Source organism: Psychromonas sp. MME1 (assembly GCF_041080865.1).
GTDB lineage: Bacteria > Pseudomonadota > Gammaproteobacteria > Enterobacterales > Psychromonadaceae > Psychromonas.
In genome coordinates this window covers 519,676-538,829 of the sequence record NZ_CP160906.1, presented here as the reverse complement: position 1 = coordinate 538,829, position 19,154 = coordinate 519,676, and the positions used below count along the sequence as shown (strand labels likewise).

17 protein-coding genes and 5 tRNA genes are annotated in these 19,154 nt (G+C 38.6%); 17 read left to right on the top strand and 5 right to left on the bottom strand.

The window, feature by feature from the left end; all coding sequences use genetic code 11:
* The first annotated feature begins 117 nt into the window (after nt 1–117).
* Both mtnN and AB2N10_RS02650 read left to right on the top strand, forming a co-directional pair.
* Nucleotides 118–813, top strand: coding sequence for a 5'-methylthioadenosine/S-adenosylhomocysteine nucleosidase (gene mtnN, locus AB2N10_RS02655; protein ID WP_369434266.1), 696 nt, complete (start codon nt 118–120; stop codon nt 811–813).
* Nucleotides 814–1,776 (top strand): cobalamin biosynthesis protein, encoded by a 963-nt coding sequence (locus tag AB2N10_RS02650; protein ID WP_354625006.1) that lies wholly within the window; start codon nt 814–816, stop codon nt 1,774–1,776.
* Between the two features lie 63 nt (nt 1,777–1,839).
* Here the strand turns inward: AB2N10_RS02650 and AB2N10_RS02645 are convergent, their stop codons facing one another.
* From AB2N10_RS02645 to grpE, 4 genes are all read right to left on the bottom strand, one after another.
* Nucleotides 1,840–2,460 carry an FKBP-type peptidyl-prolyl cis-trans isomerase gene (locus AB2N10_RS02645; RefSeq protein ID WP_354625005.1) on the bottom strand — a complete coding sequence of 207 codons (621 nt, stop codon included), beginning with the start codon at nt 2,458–2,460 and terminating at the stop codon, nt 1,840–1,842.
* Nucleotides 2,461–2,678: 218 nt separating this feature from the next.
* Nucleotides 2,679–3,800 (bottom strand): molecular chaperone DnaJ, encoded by a 1,122-nt coding sequence (dnaJ, locus tag AB2N10_RS02640; protein WP_369434265.1) that lies wholly within the window; start codon nt 3,798–3,800, stop codon nt 2,679–2,681.
* Nucleotides 3,801–3,909: 109 nt separating this feature from the next.
* The gene (dnaK, locus tag AB2N10_RS02635) at nt 3,910–5,832 is read right to left on the bottom strand and encodes a molecular chaperone DnaK (protein ID WP_354625004.1); all 1,923 of its coding nucleotides are present in this window, start codon (nt 5,830–5,832) and stop codon (nt 3,910–3,912) included.
* Between the two features lie 161 nt (nt 5,833–5,993).
* Nucleotides 5,994–6,593 carry a nucleotide exchange factor GrpE gene (grpE, locus tag AB2N10_RS02630; RefSeq protein WP_354625003.1) on the bottom strand — a complete coding sequence of 200 codons (600 nt, stop codon included), beginning with the start codon at nt 6,591–6,593 and terminating at the stop codon, nt 5,994–5,996.
* A gap of 191 nt (nt 6,594–6,784) precedes the next feature.
* Between grpE and nadK the strand changes: the two genes are divergently transcribed.
* The 15 genes from nadK (at nt 6,785) to AB2N10_RS02555 (ending at nt 18,288) form a co-directional block, all read left to right on the top strand.
* Complete coding sequence (nadK, locus tag AB2N10_RS02625) at nt 6,785–7,684, top strand: NAD(+) kinase (RefSeq protein ID WP_354625002.1); 900 nt, start codon at nt 6,785–6,787, stop codon at nt 7,682–7,684.
* A gap of 113 nt (nt 7,685–7,797) precedes the next feature.
* Nucleotides 7,798–9,471, top strand: coding sequence for a DNA repair protein RecN (recN, locus tag AB2N10_RS02620; RefSeq protein WP_354625001.1), 1,674 nt, complete (start codon nt 7,798–7,800; stop codon nt 9,469–9,471).
* Between the two features lie 237 nt (nt 9,472–9,708).
* Entirely contained in the window at nt 9,709–11,568 is a 1,860-nt protein-coding gene (locus AB2N10_RS02615; protein ID WP_354625000.1) for a TIGR00341 family protein, read from the top strand.
* A gap of 92 nt (nt 11,569–11,660) precedes the next feature.
* On the top strand, nt 11,661–12,248 hold the full coding sequence (lolB, locus tag AB2N10_RS02610) for a lipoprotein insertase outer membrane protein LolB (RefSeq protein WP_354624999.1): 588 nt from the start codon (nt 11,661–11,663) through the stop codon (nt 12,246–12,248).
* Nucleotides 12,249–12,308: 60 nt separating this feature from the next.
* Nucleotides 12,309–13,184, top strand: a complete 876-nt coding sequence (gene ispE / locus AB2N10_RS02605) for a 4-(cytidine 5'-diphospho)-2-C-methyl-D-erythritol kinase (RefSeq protein WP_369434264.1) — start codon at nt 12,309–12,311, stop codon at nt 13,182–13,184.
* 47 nt (nt 13,185–13,231) lie between these two features.
* On the top strand, nt 13,232–14,179 hold the full coding sequence (locus tag AB2N10_RS02600; RefSeq protein ID WP_354624996.1) for a ribose-phosphate pyrophosphokinase: 948 nt from the start codon (nt 13,232–13,234) through the stop codon (nt 14,177–14,179).
* 243 nt (nt 14,180–14,422) lie between these two features.
* The gene (locus AB2N10_RS02595; protein ID WP_354624995.1) at nt 14,423–15,028 is read left to right on the top strand and encodes a 50S ribosomal protein L25/general stress protein Ctc; all 606 of its coding nucleotides are present in this window, start codon (nt 14,423–14,425) and stop codon (nt 15,026–15,028) included.
* Between the two features lie 2 nt (nt 15,029–15,030).
* Nucleotides 15,031–15,621: an aminoacyl-tRNA hydrolase gene (gene pth, locus AB2N10_RS02590; protein WP_354624994.1), complete on the top strand. Its 591-nt coding sequence runs from the start codon at nt 15,031–15,033 to the stop codon at nt 15,619–15,621.
* Between the two features lie 51 nt (nt 15,622–15,672).
* Nucleotides 15,673–16,764, top strand: coding sequence for a redox-regulated ATPase YchF (ychF, locus tag AB2N10_RS02585; RefSeq protein WP_354624993.1), 1,092 nt, complete (start codon nt 15,673–15,675; stop codon nt 16,762–16,764).
* Nucleotides 16,765–16,839: 75 nt separating this feature from the next.
* On the top strand, nt 16,840–17,388 hold the full coding sequence (locus AB2N10_RS02580) for a sugar O-acetyltransferase (RefSeq protein WP_354624992.1): 549 nt from the start codon (nt 16,840–16,842) through the stop codon (nt 17,386–17,388).
* A gap of 372 nt (nt 17,389–17,760) precedes the next feature.
* A tRNA-Met gene (locus AB2N10_RS02575) sits at nt 17,761–17,837 on the top strand.
* A gap of 13 nt (nt 17,838–17,850) precedes the next feature.
* Nucleotides 17,851–17,935: transfer RNA gene (locus AB2N10_RS02570), tRNA-Leu, on the top strand.
* Nucleotides 17,936–17,990: 55 nt separating this feature from the next.
* Nucleotides 17,991–18,065 (top strand) — tRNA-Gln (locus AB2N10_RS02565).
* Nucleotides 18,066–18,121: 56 nt separating this feature from the next.
* Nucleotides 18,122–18,196: transfer RNA gene (locus AB2N10_RS02560), tRNA-Gln, on the top strand.
* A gap of 7 nt (nt 18,197–18,203) precedes the next feature.
* A tRNA-Leu gene (locus AB2N10_RS02555) sits at nt 18,204–18,288 on the top strand.
* 427 nt (nt 18,289–18,715) lie between these two features.
* Here AB2N10_RS02555 and AB2N10_RS02550 read toward each other — a convergent pair.
* Nucleotides 18,716–19,075 (bottom strand): hypothetical protein, encoded by a 360-nt coding sequence (locus tag AB2N10_RS02550; protein ID WP_369434263.1) that lies wholly within the window; start codon nt 19,073–19,075, stop codon nt 18,716–18,718.
* Nucleotides 19,076–19,154 lie beyond the last annotated feature (79 nt).

Sequence of the window (19,154 nt, the reverse complement as noted above, 5' to 3'; positions counted from 1 at the left end):
AACTTTTAGTGGGGGCGATTTTACACAGTTAGCGCACACAAAAAAACCATAGAGTGAAGATCTAGCAAATTTTATGTTAACATCAGCGTTTTAATAATAGTTTAAAGAGTAAAACCGATGAAAATAGGCATTATTGGTGCAATGGATGAAGAAGTTCGCCTTCTAAAAGAAAAAATGAGTAATGTACAAACGACTATCATTGCTGGATGTGAATTTTACCAAGGTGAATTAGAGAAAAAAGAGGTTATTTTAACTAAATCAGGAATCGGAAAAGTAGCTGCAGCTATTGCGACAACCCTATTATTAGAAAAATTCGCGCCGAATATCATCATTAATACGGGATCTGCAGGCGGTTATGACAGTTCGCTCAATGTTGGTGACATTGTTATTTCTACAGAAGTGCGTTTTCATGACGTAGATTTAACGGCCTTTGGCTATGAAATAGGACAAATGGCTCAGCTACCTGCCGCTTTTAAAGCAGATCAAAAACTAATCGATATTGCACAACAAGCAGCACAAACGTTAGATTCATTGAAAATAATACAAGGGCTTATCTGCTCTGGTGATATTTTTATGGCCGATCCAAATAAAGCAGCCGTGGCACTTAATAACTTTCCAACTATGGCAGCCTGTGAAATGGAAGCAGCCGCAATAGCGCAAGTTTGCCACCAATTTCACATGCCATTTGTCATTATTCGCTCTTTATCTGATATTGCAGGTAAGAAATCAGAACTCTCATTTGAACAATATTTACCCATTGCTGCCAAAAATGCTTCTATACTTGTTGAAGCAATTCTAAAACGAATCGATTAAATGCAATTTATTGAGCAATATAGCGACTTCTTTAGTTTTATAAGCATTGCTGTTGCCTCTTTCTTTATTTCGCTGCCGAAAGATCTTAGCCCCATTTCGGCAGTAGAATTAATGTTTCAGCAGATTGCTAAAAAAGTTAATTTAGAGACACGTAGCGATAGCTATAAACGCTTAGCAAGTGTGTTATCGATTTGTCTCATCTATTTACCCACAATATTAATCATTAGCCAACTCTATAATGTCGTTTATAAGCCGATTATCATTAACGTTATGCTATTGTTTATATTGTTGTCATGGCACGATAAAAGCAGTGCTTATAAAGAGATAATCAATGCCTTAAAACACAATAAATTAGCACAAGCAAAATATACGCTAGCGACTTTAACAGAGCGGCAGACTAAGCCGTTATCGCCACTAGGCGTTAATAAGGCAACCATTGAATCCATGGTTTTACAATTAGCGAACTCCTGGTTTGCGGTTATTTTTTGGTATCTATTAACGGGGATTTATGGCGCGTTATTTTATCGCACCATTCAAATTTGTGCGCAGCAATGGAATAAAAAAAGAGAAGAGTTCGACGCACTAAGCACTATTCCATCATTGATCTACTCACTGATGTTATTTCCGGTACATCTCCTAGTCAGCTTTACCTTTGCATTATATGACAAGCCACTTGAAAATTTACCAACAAAATTTAAACAGAGTATTCACTGGCACCATTTTTCATCGGGATTAATGCTAGCAAGCTTTGCTTTGAGTATGCATATTAGTTTAGGCGGAGTACGTCTTTACCAAACACAAAAAATAAATTATGCCGCCCTTGGTAATGATATCTCCCCGACAATAGAGTCAATCTCCCTCTCCCTACAGCGTATTCGTTTAACGGCTTGGTTCTGGTTAATGTGCATCTCTGGTTATACTTTTTTTCCATTAATCCTTACTTTTATAACTAAAATCCATTAAAAAAGCCCTTCATCTATCACTAAATGAAGGGCTGGCAATAATCGTTTATAATCGGATTTGCTGTTATTTAATCTCTAATAACTCAACATCAAATACTAATGTAGAGTGGGGACCAATCGCCGCACCCGCACCACGAGCACCATATGCTAAGTCTGCAGGAATAGCTAAACGATATTTAGCACCAACAGGCATTAATTGTAACGCTTCCGTCCAACCAGCAATCACACCACCTACAGGGAATTCAGCAGGTTGACCACGTTCAACAGAACTATCAAATACAGTACCATCAATTAAAGAACCATGGTAGTGAACACGAACCGTTGAAGCTGCAGTCGGTTTTTCGCCTTCACCAGCAGAGATAACTTCATATTGAAGACCTGATTCAGTCACTACAACGCCTTCTTTCTTCGCATTTTCAGCAAGAAATGCTTCGCCTGCAGCACCAAGTACTTTTGCTTGTTCCGCTTCTACAGCTTGCATACGTTCAGAGATAACTTGGAAAGCAGCTTGTAAATCAGCTTGGCTAACTTTACTTTCAAGACCCGCAAATGCATCCTTCAGTCCTTGAGAAACAGCTGAAATATCAAGCCCTTCAAATGGATTAGAAGCTAGCTGCTCACCCATTTGCAAACCAATACCGTAACTTACTTGCTGCTCTTGTGTGTTTAGTTGTAATTCAGACATATATATTTCTCTTGTAGTGAAAGAACAGCGCCTAACGCACTTATTCTTTATTAAAATTTAATTCTTTAGCGATAACAACGAAAATAGTAACTGATATTTTATATTGTTAATAAGTAGATATGGGGCAGCAAATTTATTTTTAAAGGGATATTTTAAAATAAATAAAAAAATACCATCACGAGGATGGTATTTTATGCCGATTGGTAAAATAATGGAAATTAACTACTTAAATCATCAAAGAATGTTTTTAAGCTAGCCAAAAAACCTTCCGATTTAGGTTTATGTTTTCCTGAACTAGAAGAACAAAGAGATTCAAACTCTTTGAGTAGTTCTCGCTGTTTAGCAGATAGTTTCACTGGTGTTTCAACGATCACTTTACATAATAAATCACCAACGGCATTACTGCGCACAGATTTAATACCTTTATTGCGCATGCGATAAATTCGCCCCGTTTGAGTTTCAGCCGAAATTTTCAGTTTGACTCGACCATCAAGAGTCGGTACTTCTATTTCGCCCCCCAAAGCGGCTTCTGTAAAGCTAATAGGCACTTCACAATAAAGATTATTGCCATCACGCACAAAAACTTCATGCTGCAAGACATTCATTTGCACATATAAATCGCCCGCTGGAGCACCATTTTCACCAGCCTCGCCCTCACCACTTAAGCGAATACGATCGCCAGTATCAACCCCTGCTGGTATTTTCACAGATAGGGTTTTACTTCTTTCATAGCGCCCTTGACCATGACACTTATGACAAGGATCTGTAATGATTTTACCTTTACCACGACAGGTAGGACAGGTCTGATTGACAGCAAAAAATCCTTGACGCATTTGCACTTGACCTTGTCCATGACAAGTTCCACATGTTTTTGCATCAGTCCCCTTTTTCGCACCAGAACCATTACATTGTTCACAATGAACTAAAGTTGGTACTTGGATCTCTTTGGAAATACCTTTCACCGCTTCTTCAAGCGTCAAATCCATATTATAGCGTAGGTCGGCACCTTGCATTGGGCGTTGAGCGCCACCACGTCTACCACCACCAAAAATATCACCAAAAATATCACCAAACTGATCACCAAAATCACCGTGACCAAATCCACCCTGGCCTTGGTTGACGCCTTCGTGACCATATTGATCATAAGCCGCTTTCTTTTGTGGATCACTTAAAATTTCGTATGCACCCTGTAGCTCTTTAAATTTCTCTTCAAGCTCACCATCGCCTTTTGTACGGTCGGGATGGTACTTCATAGCCAAGCGTTTATACGCTTTTTTAATCTCTTTTTCTGTTGCACTTCGGGTGATACCTAGTACTTCATAACAGTCTCGTTTTGCCATTTTATTTCTCAAACTTATGAAATTTAAACAATAATGCGGATTATAGACAAACCATAACCCGCATTATTTAACATAAAGAGTAACTCATTGAAAATTTAGTTTTTTCGAATTACTTTTTATCATCCTTTACTTCTTCAAACTCAGCATCAACGATATCATCATCTTGCTTTTCATTTTTCTGAGTCGGCTCTGCACCACCCGCTTGTTCAGCTTGTGCTTTTTGTTGTGCAATTTCCATTAGCTTTTGTGATGCTTCAGCAAGGGCTGTTGTTTTAGCTTCAATTGCAGCTTTGTCTTCACTTTTTAGAACATCTTCTAATTCTTTGATAGCCGCTTCAATTTTCTCTTTTTCATCACCAGGTAATGCATCACCAGCTTCTTCAATTTGTTTACGTGTTCCATGGATCATTGCATCTGCTTGGTTGCGAGCCTGTACAACTTCTTCAAACACTTTATCCGCTTCGGCATTCGCTTCAGCATCTCTCACCATTTGTTCAATTTCATCATCACTTAAACCAGAATTTGATTTAATGGTTATTTTTTGCTCTTTATTCGTATCTTTGTCTTTCGCTGATACATGTAGTATACCATCAGCATCCATATCAAAAGTCACTTCGATTTGTGGAGTACCACGGGTTGCAGCACGAATACCTTCAAGATTAAACTGACCAAGCGACTTATTATCCGCAGCACGTTTACGCTCACCTTGTAAAATGTGAATAGTAACCGCACTTTGGTTGTCTTCGGCCGTTGAAAAGGTTTGTGACTGTTTGGTTGGGATAGTGGTATTTTTGTCAATAACCTTAGTCATCACACCACCCATAGTTTCAATGCCCATTGATAATGGTGTCACGTCTAATAACAATACATCTGTTTTATCACCAGACAATACCGCACCTTGAATCGCAGCACCCATTGCCACAGCTTCATCAGGATTTACATCTTTACGCGCTTCTTTACCAAAGAACTCAGCTACTGTTTTTTGTACCAGTGGCATACGCGTTTGGCCACCAACTAAAATTACATCGTTGATTTCACCAACAGATAAATCAGCATCTTTTAGGGCAATACGAAGTGGTTCAAGTGTCGCTTTAACCATATCTTCAACAAGCGATTCAAGTTTTGCACGCGTAACCTTGATATTAAGATGTTTTGGACCAGATGCATCAGCAGTGATGTAAGGTAAATTAATATCGGTATGCTGTGCAGATGAAAGCTCAATTTTAGCTTTTTCTGCTGCTTCTTTAACACGTTGCATTGCCAATGGGTCGCTCGATAAATCAAAGCCTTGGTCTTTTTTAAATTCACTCACTAAGTAATTGATTAAACGGTTATCAAAATCTTCACCACCAAGGTGGGTATCACCATTTGTCGCTAATACTTCAAAGGTTTTTTCGCCGTCTACTTCATCAATTTCAATGATTGAAATATCAAATGTACCGCCACCTAAGTCGTATACCGCAACTACGCTGTCACCCTTAGATGTATTAACACCGTATGCAAATGCTGCAGCCGTTGGCTCATTGATGATACGTTTTACATCTAAGCCAGCGATGCGCCCCGCATCTTTCGTTGCTTGACGTTGTGCATCGTTAAAATAGGCAGGCACAGTAATAACAGCACCGGTAACCGCTTCACCTAAGTAATCTTCCGCTGTTTTCTTCATTTTTTTCAAAACTTCAGCAGAGACTTGTGGCGGCGCCATTTTCTTACCACGCGCTTCAACCCATGCATCATCATTATCTGATTTGATAATTTTGTAAGGCATGATCTTGATATCACGTTGTACTTCTTCATCTTCAAAACGACGACCGATTAGTCGTTTAATCGCAAATAATGTATTTGTAGGGTTAGTCACTGATTGACGTTTAGCTGGTTGACCAACTAAGATTTCACCGCCTTCAGTGTAGGCGATAATTGATGGCGTTGTACGATCGCCCTCTGCATTTTCAATAATTTTAGCAACATTACCATCCATGACAGAAATACATGAATTTGTTGTACCTAAATCAATACCAATTATTTTACCCATTTTTTTGTCTCTCCAATTTTATTCATTATGTAAAGTCAGCATTTTCTGATTTAGTATTGCTGCTTTGATACTCTCTATATATGGGGCTATTTTTTACTTTCAAGGTTTATCTGAAAAAAAAGTTAAATTTTTAAGGTTAAAACTTCTTGCGTCAATCACGCTTAATCGGCGGCCTTAGAAACCATGACCATCGCAGGACGAATTAGGCGACCATTTAATTCATAGCCTTTTTGCATTACCGCAATAACTTTATTAGCAGGAACACCAGCAACAGCTTGCATGCTCATCGCTTGGTGTTTCTCAGGATCAAACTCTTGATCTTGTGGATCGATCATTTTCAGACCAAATTTTTCGATGGTAGAGAGCATTGATTTCAACGTTAGCTCAACCCCATCAACCATTGGTTTTAACGCTTCGTCTTCTTTGTCAGCATGACTGATAGCCATTTCTAAACTATCAATGACAGGTAATAAACCATCGGCAAATTTATCCAGTGCAAATTTATGTGCCTTTTCTATATCCAGCGTTGCTCTACGACGTAAATTTTCCATATCCGCTTGGGCGCGAAGCACAGATTCTTTTTGATCATTAATAGTTTTCTCAGCTAAGGCTAATTTTTTAGTAAGCTCAGAGACAAGATCAACCTCAGCACCAACCTCTGATTCGGTTTCAACTTCAGCTTCTGCTTTAATCTGTTCATCACTTGCTACTGCATCAACTGCATCTAACGCTTCATCAGCTACTTTATTTTCTTCACTCATAACTTATTTACCCTATCTTTACTTGAAATCATTAAGTTGCAGCTAGTATGGGGGCGATAACGACCGTTTCAAGACTTTAACTGCAATTAAATGAAATTCTTTACGATCATTAGTTATTACACAAATGCTATTCTAAAAAAAATAATAGCGTTATACTTACACTTCACAACACCTCTTTTTAAAGGTTTTTCATGACTGGCCAACATACTGATATTTCTGAATTTAAAACCATTGGCTTAATTGCAAAGCCACAACATCCCGAGGCTAAACAAACTTTATTAGCTTTATACGCGTTTCTACTCAAACATAAGCTCAATATCGTGGTCGATTGCCGCGTTGCTGACGATCTCCCCTTTGATAACGTAATAAAAGCAGACTTACTTAAAATTGGCCGGCTCTGTGATTTAGCCATCGTGATTGGTGGCGATGGTTATATGCTCGGTGCAGCACGTGTTTTATCCCGTTTTAATATCTCAGTAATCGGTGTGAATCGAGGCAATTTAGGCTTTTTAACGGATCTTGATCCCGATAACTTTGAGCAGCCATTGGCAGAAGTACTAAAAGGTAACTATCAAACTGAAAATCGATTTTTATTAGAAGCCCAAGTGCACAGTCACGGCCACATGAAAAGTACCAATACTGCGGTAAACGAAGCCGTTCTGCATCCCGATAAAATAGCACACATGATTGAATTTGAAGTTTACGTTAATGATAACTTCATGCTCAACCAACGTGCCGATGGATTAATTATATCGACGCCAACGGGTTCAACGGCTTATTCTCTCTCCGGAGGCGGCCCTATTTTAACCCCCAATTTAGACGCTATCAGCTTACTTCCAATGTTTCCACATACCTTAAATAGCCGCCCTATTGTGATTGATGCTAATAGCTGTGTACGCTTAAAAATGTCACAAAACAATAGTACTGAAATGCAAATAAGTTGCGATAGCCATGTCAATTTATCTGTGTTACCGGGTGATGAAGTGATTATCAAAAAGACAACACATCAGTTAAAATTAGTTCATCCCAAAAACTATAACTATTTCCATGTATTACAAAATAAACTAGGCTGGGGCAATAAACTTTTTTAATAATCATCACAAAAAGTATCAATAAAAAGCACAACCCACTTTACTGTTTAAAAAAACAGTATTAAACTCTGTTTAAAACCAGTCTTTATAACAGTTTTAGGGATGTGATCATCATGCTTAGCCAGTTAACTATCCAACATTTTGCCATTGTACAATTTTTAGAACTCGATTTTCATCAGGGAATGACGACCATCACCGGTGAAACTGGAGCTGGTAAATCAATTGCGATAGATGCATTAGGCCTATGTTTAGGCACTCGAGCAGAAATCAATATGATACGTCAAGATTCTGATAAAGCAGAAGTTAATGCCCGTTTTACCTTAAATGATACGCCGAATGCAGTGACTTGGCTTAAAAATAACGATCTCGAAAATACCGCAGATAATAATGAATGCTTATTGCGCCGCATCATAACGAAAGAAGGTCGTTCACGAGCTTATATTAATGGCACCCCTGTTCCACTCTCTCAGCTAAAAAGCCTTGGGCAACTATTGGTCAATATCCATGGTCAACATGCTCATCAGAGCCTTTTAAAAAATGATATACAGCTTAATATTATTGACGATTACGCCGGGCATCACCAATTACTGCAAAAGGTAAAAGATACTTACCAAGGGTGGCACTTCTTAAATAAACAATTGCAACAGCAGCAACTTTCATTACAAGAAAAACAAGCACGTAAACAGCTTTTGGAGTATCAAATTGAAGAATTAGATAATTTTGCATTGGCTGAAGATGAATTCCAACAAATTGAACAAGAGCATAAACGTTTAGCCAACAGTGGTGCACTTTTAGATAGCTGTCAAATAAGTCTTGACCAACTCTGTGATGGTGATGAAATCGATGCACTCACATTACTCAGAAAAAGCATATCCAGACTTGAGGCGCAAATTGATAACGATGCGCAATTATCTCCCATCGTTAATAGCTTACAGGAGGCACTCATTCAAATTGAAGAGGCGAGTTATGAACTGCGTCATTTTAGTGACAACTTAGAATTAGATCCTGAACATTTTCAAACATTAGAAAATCGCATGAGTGAAGCGCTCTCTTTGGCACGTAAACATCAAATACAGCCAGAGATGCTCTACCCATTTCATCAAAAATTAAGTAAAGAGTATAGACAGCTCAATAATAGCGAAGCGCAGATAGAAGAACTAACCATTGAACTACAGCAAGCAGAGCAGAGCTATTTTCAACACGCTGAAAAATTAAGTAAAAGTCGCATACGTTACAGCAAGGAACTCAGTCAAAAGATAACCAAAAGTATCCAACAATTAAATATGGAAGATGGCCGCTTCCACGTCTCCTTAGAACAAAGTAAGAATAAATATTTAAGCCCACTTGGCATTGATAGTATTGAATTTCAAGTCGCAACCAACGCAGGACAAGAATTAGCAGAGTTAGGAAAAATAGCCTCTGGTGGTGAATTATCACGTATCGGTTTAGCTATCCAAGTCATTATTAGTCAGCGTATATCCACTCCGACACTAATTTTTGATGAAGTTGATGTGGGAATTAGTGGAGCCACTGCCGCTGTTGTTGGCAAGTTATTACGCAGCTTAGGCGAAAATACACAAATCTTTTGTGTTACACATCTTCCACAAGTAGCTGGAAATGGCCACCACCAAATGTTTGTTGGCAAACAGAGCGATGGCAAAACAACTAACACCACCATGAAAAAACTCAATACCGATGCCCGAATTAAGGAACTCGCACGATTATTAGGTGGTGATAGCATTACCGAACGCACTCTTGCTAACGCCCAGGAGTTACTTATTAAATAAGTTACTGAATAATAAATAAGCGACCATTCATCAGTTTAAAATATGCGTATTGAGGAAAAATAAGAGATCAAAAGGTGGATGATGAGTAATAGCTGGCTATTGCGATTGCATGTAACCTAACTATCCCTTATTTTTACCAATAAGATAGATCAGATACTTATGTTGATTGGTATGAGTTGCTTTAATAACAATGCAATACCATACTATGGCTATCTTTTATCAATCAGAGATAGGGATATGTCCGATAGTTTTTTACTTTTTGATAATGAAACAAAAGAACAAATTAGCGCAAACATCTTACCTTTTTTTACCGACAAGGTCTTACCAAAAGAGTGGGTAAATGATGCGCCGGCAAAATTTAGCTCCGAAAGTAGAGTGTATGCCTATGTCAGTGATACAAATGCCCCTGCAATTATTGAAGCAGCAATTGCAGGGCAATGGTTTCTCGCTATTTTACCCCATAAACAATCCTATTATGCACGCCGAGGATTCTGCGTCGAAGATAATTTACAACAAGCAATTCAACAAGCACAACTCGCTCCGCCCAAGAAAGTCGATATACTACGCTGTAATGGCCAATTAGTTTTAAGCTCAGTGGTACTCGGTGAATGTTTTAATCTACTCCCTACAGCGAAAAGCTTGAGTTGGCGAGAACGGATACAATTTGCCATCAAAAGTATCTCGAAAATTCGCATGCTCAGACCACAAAAAATGAGTTTTACAACCGAAAATGAAAATTGCTTTAGCACTGCAGCCATTGGTTTAGTTATCATTGACCATGCCTATGGTTCATCCTTATCCCAGCATATTTTACCAGATACTGATATTAATGATGGCATGTGTCACGCCATGATTGTTGCTCCTCGTAGTTCGATGGAAATTCTCCGTTTTTTTACCATGGCACCGCTACATCGAAGAGTTAAACTGCCGAACTTTCTTGGATTATTAAAAACCAAATCATTTACACTTAGCAGTGAAAATGAGGTCAGTTATAAAATTGATGGCCATGACCATCAAGCAGAGCAGTTGACTATTACTACAGAGGCTCGGGTATTGAATCTGTTAGTGAGTGATGCCTTACCAATAAATGAGACATCGTCGAATCATAAAGAGCAGAGAAAAATATCACGCTTACCTTCAGGTGAAGCGATTTCCGCTATGGTCTGCAAAGAACTACCATTCATCGCCTGTGCTGCAACGGATGAGTTCAAAGAGCTTTATCAACTATTACGTGAAAACGCTTCAGCTTCCCCCACATTTTTAACACTAATGGTTTTAGCGACTTTATTAGCAAGTGTTGGATTATTTGCAAGTTCCGCACCCGTGATCATCGGCGCAATGATCTTAGCCCCTTTAATGGCCCCTATTATATCCCTATCAATGGCGTTAGTAAGGCAAGATCCACAACTGTTAAGCAACAGTATAAAAACACTCTCAATAGGTCTATGTTTATCACTTGGATTCGCCTCCTTAGGTAGCTTTATCATGCCCATGAAAACAGTGACACCAGAGATAGCGGCTAGGTTAAGCCCCAATTTGCTAGATTTAGCCGTGGCAATTATCTCCGGCATCGCTGGTGCCTATGCACATGCCCGTATTGAAGCCGCAAAAAGCATGGCAGGTGTGGCCATTGCTGTCGCCTTAGTTCCACCACTTGCTGTAACTGGCATCGGCTTAGGATGGCTCAATTTTAATGTTGCTTGGGGCGCATTATTACTCTTTTTCACTAACTTAGCAGGTATCGTATTAGCTGCGGCTTTAACTTTTTTAGTGTTAGGTTTTGCCCCTTTTAATCGTGCTAAAAAAGGGTTAACTATCGCCTTTATAGCGGTATTAATTGTTAGTGTGCCACTGGTCATTAGTTTTATGCGGTTATCGGATGAATCATCTATCATACATCAATTACAAGGGAGGCAAATCGGTGAAGTAACTATTCGTCAAGTTCATGCAAGAGCGGTACACCCCTTATCGTTATCCATTGAATTAGTTTCCCCTAGCGGCATAACTGATGAAGAACTCGATACGATAAAAGCAGCAATAGAGTCACAATTACAACGCACAATTATAATGGAAGCACAGGTTATTATTCGTCGATGATAACAAATGTAATAAGTAAAGCTGACCCTAATGAATAGATTTGCTACTATCCTGTTCGCTAAATCCTCGCATTTAATATCGGTATCGTTTTTATGAAAAAATTATTGTTTTCTCTTCTTCTTGTATTGTTCGTTAGTGGATGTGCGCAACGACCAGCGCCACAGATATCATCATGGCAGCAACACCAAGCGCGGTTGCAAGCGTTACATAATTGGGATTTTCACGGCAAAATAGCGTTCTTCACCACAAAGGAAAGACGCAGCTTAAATATACATTGGCAGCAAACAGGCGATGACTTTCATATTAATCTCACTACCTTTATAGGGACCACTATTTTAGACATCCAAAAAAGTGAACAAGGAACGAAGATTACCGATGATGATGGCAAAATATATTGGGGTGATGATGCACAACTGTTAATTAAACAATTATCGGGATTAACGTTACCTATTGATAACCTGCAACAATGGATTAAAGGAAACCCAAACGGTGCTCGCTATCAACTTAACGACCATAACAATGTTGCAACGCTATCTGGTCATGACTTAGAAAAAAGTGACTGGCTAGTCGAATACCAACAATATGAAGCAACACAGGGCATTAACTTGCCTTACAGCATTCAACTCAAACACCACGATTTGCGACTTAAATTTGCCATCTCTGAATGGCACATTGAATAATCTGACAACAAATCCAATGCATTTATATCCTGAACCCAATATTTATAGTGACAATAAAATATGAAAATTCAAACAATTCGTTGGCCAGCCCCTGCTAAATTGAATCTTTTTCTATATATCAATGGACAACGCCAAGATGGCTATCACGAATTACAGACCCTATTTCAATTTATCGATATTTGTGACTACTTAACTATTACACCTAATTCATCTAGTGAAATAACACTATCTGGCGCTATTGCTAATATTGCATTAGAAGACAACCTTATCTATAAGGCCGCCATGTTATTAAAAAAATCAGCGCCAAAACATCTCGGTGCGAATATTAATGTTGAAAAAAATCTACCTATGGGTGGGGGCTTAGGGGGAGGCTCATCCGATGCAGCAACGACCTTAGTGGCATTAAATTACCATTGGCAACTCCAGTTGGACAGACAACAATTAGCTAAATTGAGTATGACACTCGGGGCCGATGTCCCTATTTTTATTTTTGGTAAAGCCGCTATTGCAGAAGGGATTGGGGAAATATTAAGCCCAGTAACTCCAACTGAAAACTATTATCTGCTAGCCATCCCCTCATGCCATGTCTCTACGCCCCTTGTTTTTGGGGATCCAGAGCTAACACGTGATACACGTAAGCAACCCCATCAACGATTAATGCAACAGGCATGGGAAAATGATTGCCAAACTTGTGTAAAAAATAACTACCCCGAGGTTGCCAAGATAATAGAGTGGTTGGTAGAATACGCACCGACTAGGTTAACTGGAACGGGAGGATGTGTTTTTAGCACCTTTAATAATGCAAGTGAAGCCCAAGTTGTAATGGATAAAGCGCCTAAGTGGTTGAATATTCGCACCACTCAAGGTTTAAATAATTCACCACTAAATGAATTATTATCCACTCTAGATCAAAATCAACAAAATATTGTTAATTAGCATGTTGCTATTAACACAAATTCAACAGGATGACAGAGGTCCTCACAGTGCCAAATATGAAACTATTTGCAGGTAACGCCACACCCGATCTAGCACAAAAAATTGCTGATCGCCTTTTCATTAAATTAGGAAGCGCAGAAGTAGGACGCTTTAGTGATGGTGAAATTCACGTACAAATTAACGAGAATGTGCGTGGAGATGATATTTTTATCGTGCAATCGACTTGTGCCCCAACGAATGACAACTTAATGGAATTAATCGTCATGATCGATGCACTTCGTCGTGCATCAGCTGGCCGTATTACTGCTGTTATTCCTTATTTTGGTTATGCTCGTCAGGATCGTCGAGTGCGTTCAAGCCGTGTTCCTATTACAGCAAAAGTAGTCGCCGACTTTTTATCGAATGTTGGAGTTGACCGCGTATTAACGGTGGACCTTCACGCAGAACAAATTCAAGGTTTCTTTGATGTACCTGTCGATAACGTATTTGGCAGCTCTGTTCTTTTAGAAGATATGTTAGAGAAAAAACTCGATAATCCAATGATTGTATCACCTGATATCGGTGGTGTTGTTCGTGCTCGTGCACATGCGAAACTATTGGATGATGCAGACCTTGCTATCATTGACAAACGCCGTCCAAAAGCAAATGTTGCCCAAGTCATGCACCTAATTGGTGACGTTGAAGGACGTCATTGTATCATCGTTGATGATATGATCGATACTGGTGGCACCCTATGTCAAGCAGCTGCAGCCCTTAAAGAACGTGGCGCGCTTTCTGTATATGCATACGCAACACATGCCGTATTCTCAGGTAAAGCCGTTGAAAACATCAAAAACTCTGTCATTGATGAATTCATTGTAACTGACTCTATCCCGCTTTCAGATGAGCTTATTGCAACGGGTAAAGTTAAGCAATTAACATTAAGTGGCATGCTTGCAGAAGCGATTCGTCGCGTTAGTAATGAAGAGTCAATTTCAGCAATGTTCCACTACTAATTTTATAAAATTAATTTTATAAAATTGCATAACGCTTATTAGGGTAACTAATAAGCGTTTTTTTATCCTTTAAATTTGCTTTAACATTGTACAAAATAAATTTCCTACGTTATCATAGCGCGCCTTTTTTATATGCCTCTATTTCGCAGTTAGATAAGGTGGTTGTATCTGGTCGCAAGATATAACCTATTTTAAATTTGCAGAGCTACGATTTAATCACGCTCTCACTATTGGAGTTAAACCATGTCTATTAAATTAATCGCAACAGTCCGTACTGATTTAGGGAAAGGTGCGAGCCGCCGCCTTCGTCATACAGACCTTGTACCTGGAATTGTTTACGGTGCAGGCAAAGAGCCAGTATCTGTAACTTTTGAACAAAAAGAATTACGTAAAGTAGAATCTGTTGAAGCATTTTACTCTTCTGTTCTTAATGTTGAAATTGATGGTGTTTCAGAGCAAGTTGTACTTAAAGCCGTACAACGTCATGCATTTAAAGATTTAATTCAACATTTAGATCTATTACGTGTTGATGCTACTCATAAACTTCACACTATTGTTCCACTACACTTCATCAATGAAGAAACAGCTGAAGCTGTTAAAAATGGTGGTGTTGTTGCACATACAGCAAACGAACTTGAAGTAACTTGTCTACCAGCAGATCTACCATCATTTATTGAAGTAGATATCTGCAAAATGGCAATCGGTGATACCATTCATATCTCTGATTTAGTACTGCCAAAAGGTGTTGAGTCTGTTGAGCTACTAAAAGGTAGTGACCATGACCAAGCTTTAGTTTCTATCTCTCTTTCTAAAACAGCTCCGGCTGCTGAAGAAGAAACTGCTGAATAATTGTGGCAGTAGCAATTAAATTGCTTGTGGGCCTGGCTAATCCAGGCCCCGAATATGCAAACACCCGACATAATGCTGGGCAATGGTACATAAATCAACTCGCCTCCCAAGAAAATATCTCACTTAAAGCAGAAGCAAAATTTTACGGCCTCACCGGACGTATTCACTTTGCAGGTCATGATCTGCGTCTTTTGGTACCAACAACCTATATGAATTTAAGTGGCAAATCTGTTGCTGCAATGGCGAATTTTTATAATATTAAGCCAGAAGAGATCCTTGTTGCACACGATGAGCTAGACCTCCCTCCTGGTATTGCAAAATTTAAATTAGGTGGCGGTCATGGCGGCCATAATGGTTTAAAAGATATTATTAATAAACTGGGTAATAATAAGAATTTTTATCGCCTACGTATTGGTATTGGCCATCCTGGTGATAAAAATAGAGTCAGTGGTTATGTACTGGGCAAAGCCCCAAGTAGCGAACAAAATCTAATTGACCAAACTATCGATGAAGCAGCACGTTGCACCCACATATTAGGGCAAGATGGCTTAGCAAAAGCAATGAATCGATTACATAGTTTTAAAGCTGAATAGAATTATAATTAAAACCACCTCATAAATAACTAACAAAATAGGATAACAATCATGGGTTTCAAATGTGGCATAGTCGGTTTACCAAATGTTGGGAAATCAACATTATTTAACGCGTTAACTAAAGCGGGCATTGAAGCAGCTAACTTTCCATTTTGTACTATTGAGCCAAATACCGGCATCGTTCCGGTACCTGATCCGCGTCTTGATCAACTCGCCGCTATTGTAAACCCACAACGTATTTTACCAACAACCATGGAATTTGTGGATATTGCAGGTTTAGTTGAAGGTGCATCAAAGGGTGAAGGACTAGGTAATAAATTTCTCGCTAATATCCGTGAAACCGATGCAATAGGTCACGTAGTACGCTGTTTCCAAGATGATAATATTATCCATGTTGCAGGAAAAATTGATCCTAAAGGCGATATCGAAACAATCAATACAGAACTCGCATTAGCAGATTTAGAAAGTTGTGACCGTAGTATTTTACGTATCGCTAAAAAAGCGAAAGGCGGCGATAAAGACGCAAAATTCGAACTGCCTGTTTTAGAGAAGATTAAAGCCCACCTTGAAAATGATGGCATGGTTCGAGGATTAGCGTTAGAAAAAGAAGAAAAACAAGCCGTTGCTTATCTTAACTTTCTCACTGGCAAGCCAACAATGTATATTGCCAATGTAAGTGAAGATGGTTTTGAAGATAATGAATATTTAGACATCGTACGTGAAATTGCAGAAAAAGAAGGATCGGTTGTCGTGCCTGTATGTGCCGCGATTGAATCGGAAATTGCCGAACTCGACGAAGAAGATAAAAAAGAGTTTTTAGAAGGTATAGGTCAAGAAGAAGCAGGATTAAATCGTGTTATCTATAGCGGCTATCAACTATTACACTTACAAACCTACTTTACAGCAGGTGTTAAAGAAGTGCGTGCTTGGACGGTAAAAATAGGTGCGACAGCACCACAGGCAGCAGGCGTTATTCATAGTGATTTTGAGCGTGGTTTCATTCGTGCAGAAGTGATTGGATTTGATGACTTTGTACAATTTAAAGGTGAATCTGGTGCTAAAGAAGCAGGAAAATGGCGCTTAGAAGGCAAAAATTACGTTACTCAAGATGGTGATGTGATCCACTTCCGCTTTAACGTTTAAGTAAGCGTTAAATTGAAATAATTTAAAAGCAACCTCGGTTGCTTTTTTTATATACGTAATTTGAGGTTTTTAACTGTGACCGAATTTGAAAAAATGCAATTAAATATAGAATGGGATGATTTTGATCCCGAATTGCTGGCAATGCGAGAACAAGCATTTAATCTATTGCAGCGAATCAATCAAAATACACTACAAAATAGCAGACCATTTTTTATGAGATTATTAAAAAAAATGGCTGAAACAAGCTATATTTATCCTCCATTTCACTGTGAATATGGAAAAACAATCTCAATCGGTGAAAAAACATTTATCAACATGGGGGCAATGATGCTAGATAATGCACCAATAACCATTGGTAAGCATGTTCTCATTGGCCCCAATGCACAATTCTATACCCCTTCTCACCCGCTCGATTATCGTCAACGTAGAGAGTGGAAAACAACTTGCCTGCCCATTGTTGTCGAAGATGATGTTTGGATTGGCGGTAATGTCGTTATCTGCCAAGGAGTAACAATAGGAGCGCGTTCTGTCGTTGCAGCAGGCTCAGTAGTAACCAAAAATGTTGCAGCAGATACAATGGTCGGCGGTCAACCCGCTAAATTAATTAAACGGTTAGATAAATAGCCTAAACATATTTACATCACGCTGCGCTTTTAAAGCCAATAAAAGCGCTATAGACGCCTTTCCCTCTCTATTTCATATCTTACTCATATTCACATCGTAACGCGCTTGTCGTTAACAAATAGAATGGCACCTTGTGTTGCGTGACCGCTGCAAACTTATTTGTGATGAGAATGCTATTTAAGAAAAGTATTCGCTATTGAAAATTGCACTTTATCTGTTTAAAATAAAAACAACTTGTCTAGCATTTAAGCAAACGAAAGAAAAATAACTTTTTTTCTCAAAAATCAGTTGACGACAATCATCGATATCCGCATAATGCGCCCCATCGAAACGTTGCTGGTAACAGACAAGGTTGAGATTAGAAAGTAAAATGGCTACATAGCTCAGCTGGTTAGAGCACATCACTCATAATGATGGGGTCCCAAGTTCAAATCTCGGTGTAGCCACCATTTACTTTTAGTTGCGGAAATGGCGGAATTGGTAGACGCGCTAGATTTAGGTTCTAGTATCGTAAGGTGTGAGAGTTCAAGTCTCTCTTTCCGCACCATTCTTTATTTAATAAAGAATTACCTATAGAGAATTCACTCTTAAAAAATAACAGTTGGGATATCGCCAAGCGGTAAGGCACCGGGTTTTGATCTCGGCATTCAGAGGTTCAAATCCTCTTATCCCAGCCACTTTCACTAATTTGTGTAAACAAATTGGTAAACTTGAAGAAGTATAAACTTACAACTGGGATATCGCCAAGCGGTAAGGCACCGGGTTTTGATCTCGGCATTCAGAGGTTCAAATCCTCTTATCCCAGCCACTTTTTTGCGGAATTGGCGGAATTGGTAGACGCGCTAGATTTAGGTTCTAGTATCGAAGGGTGTGAGAGTTCAAGTCTCTCATTCCGCACCATTCTTTATCGAGATAAAGAAATAAATTAACCAGCTTATTGCTGGTTTTTTTATGCCTGTAAGAAAATGAAAGGAAGAAAGCTAAGATAGGTTCAGCTATTCCTTAAAGAACGCGAAGGGTGTAAAAACTCAACTCTCTCATTCCGCACCATTCTTTATCGAGATAAAGAAATAAATTAACCAGCTTATTGCTGGTTTTTTTATGCCTGTAAGAAAATGAAAGGAAGAAAGCTAAGATAGGTTCAGCTATTCCTTAAAGAACGCGAAGGGTGTGAGAGTTCAAGTCTCTCATTCCGCACCATTCTTTATCGAGATAAAGAAATAAATTAACCAGCTTATTGCTGGTTTTTTTATGCCTGTAAGAAAATGAAAGGAAGAAAACTAAGATAGGTTCAGCTACTACAATTTATTGCAATTGCTAATCATTCCTATTCTAGATCAATTGCTCTAATTGCTTTTTTTAAAAAATTTGATTTATCTTGAAAAGCTTGTTTCACTTGTGCTTTTTTAGCCGCATATAATTGGCTCTCAACGGCAACGAGCTCTTGAAAGAGCCAACCTCGAATCATCATGTAATATCGGGAATCTGTTCCATAAGCTACGATAATCTGTAACGACTGCTTTTCATCGAAAGTATCTAGTGCTATTTGGATTTTTTGTACCATTCGCCCTATTTGATAGGTATTATTATTATTTTCAGAATCTATAATTTGTGCTGCATTACTACTATTAATATAAAAAGATAAACAGAGTAATAAACAGTAACTAAATACATTTTTATTCATCATTGCTAATTCCTCGTTATAATATTTTTTATATTTTGAAAGCGATATTAACGTTCATAACATGTTAAATTACAACGCTAAT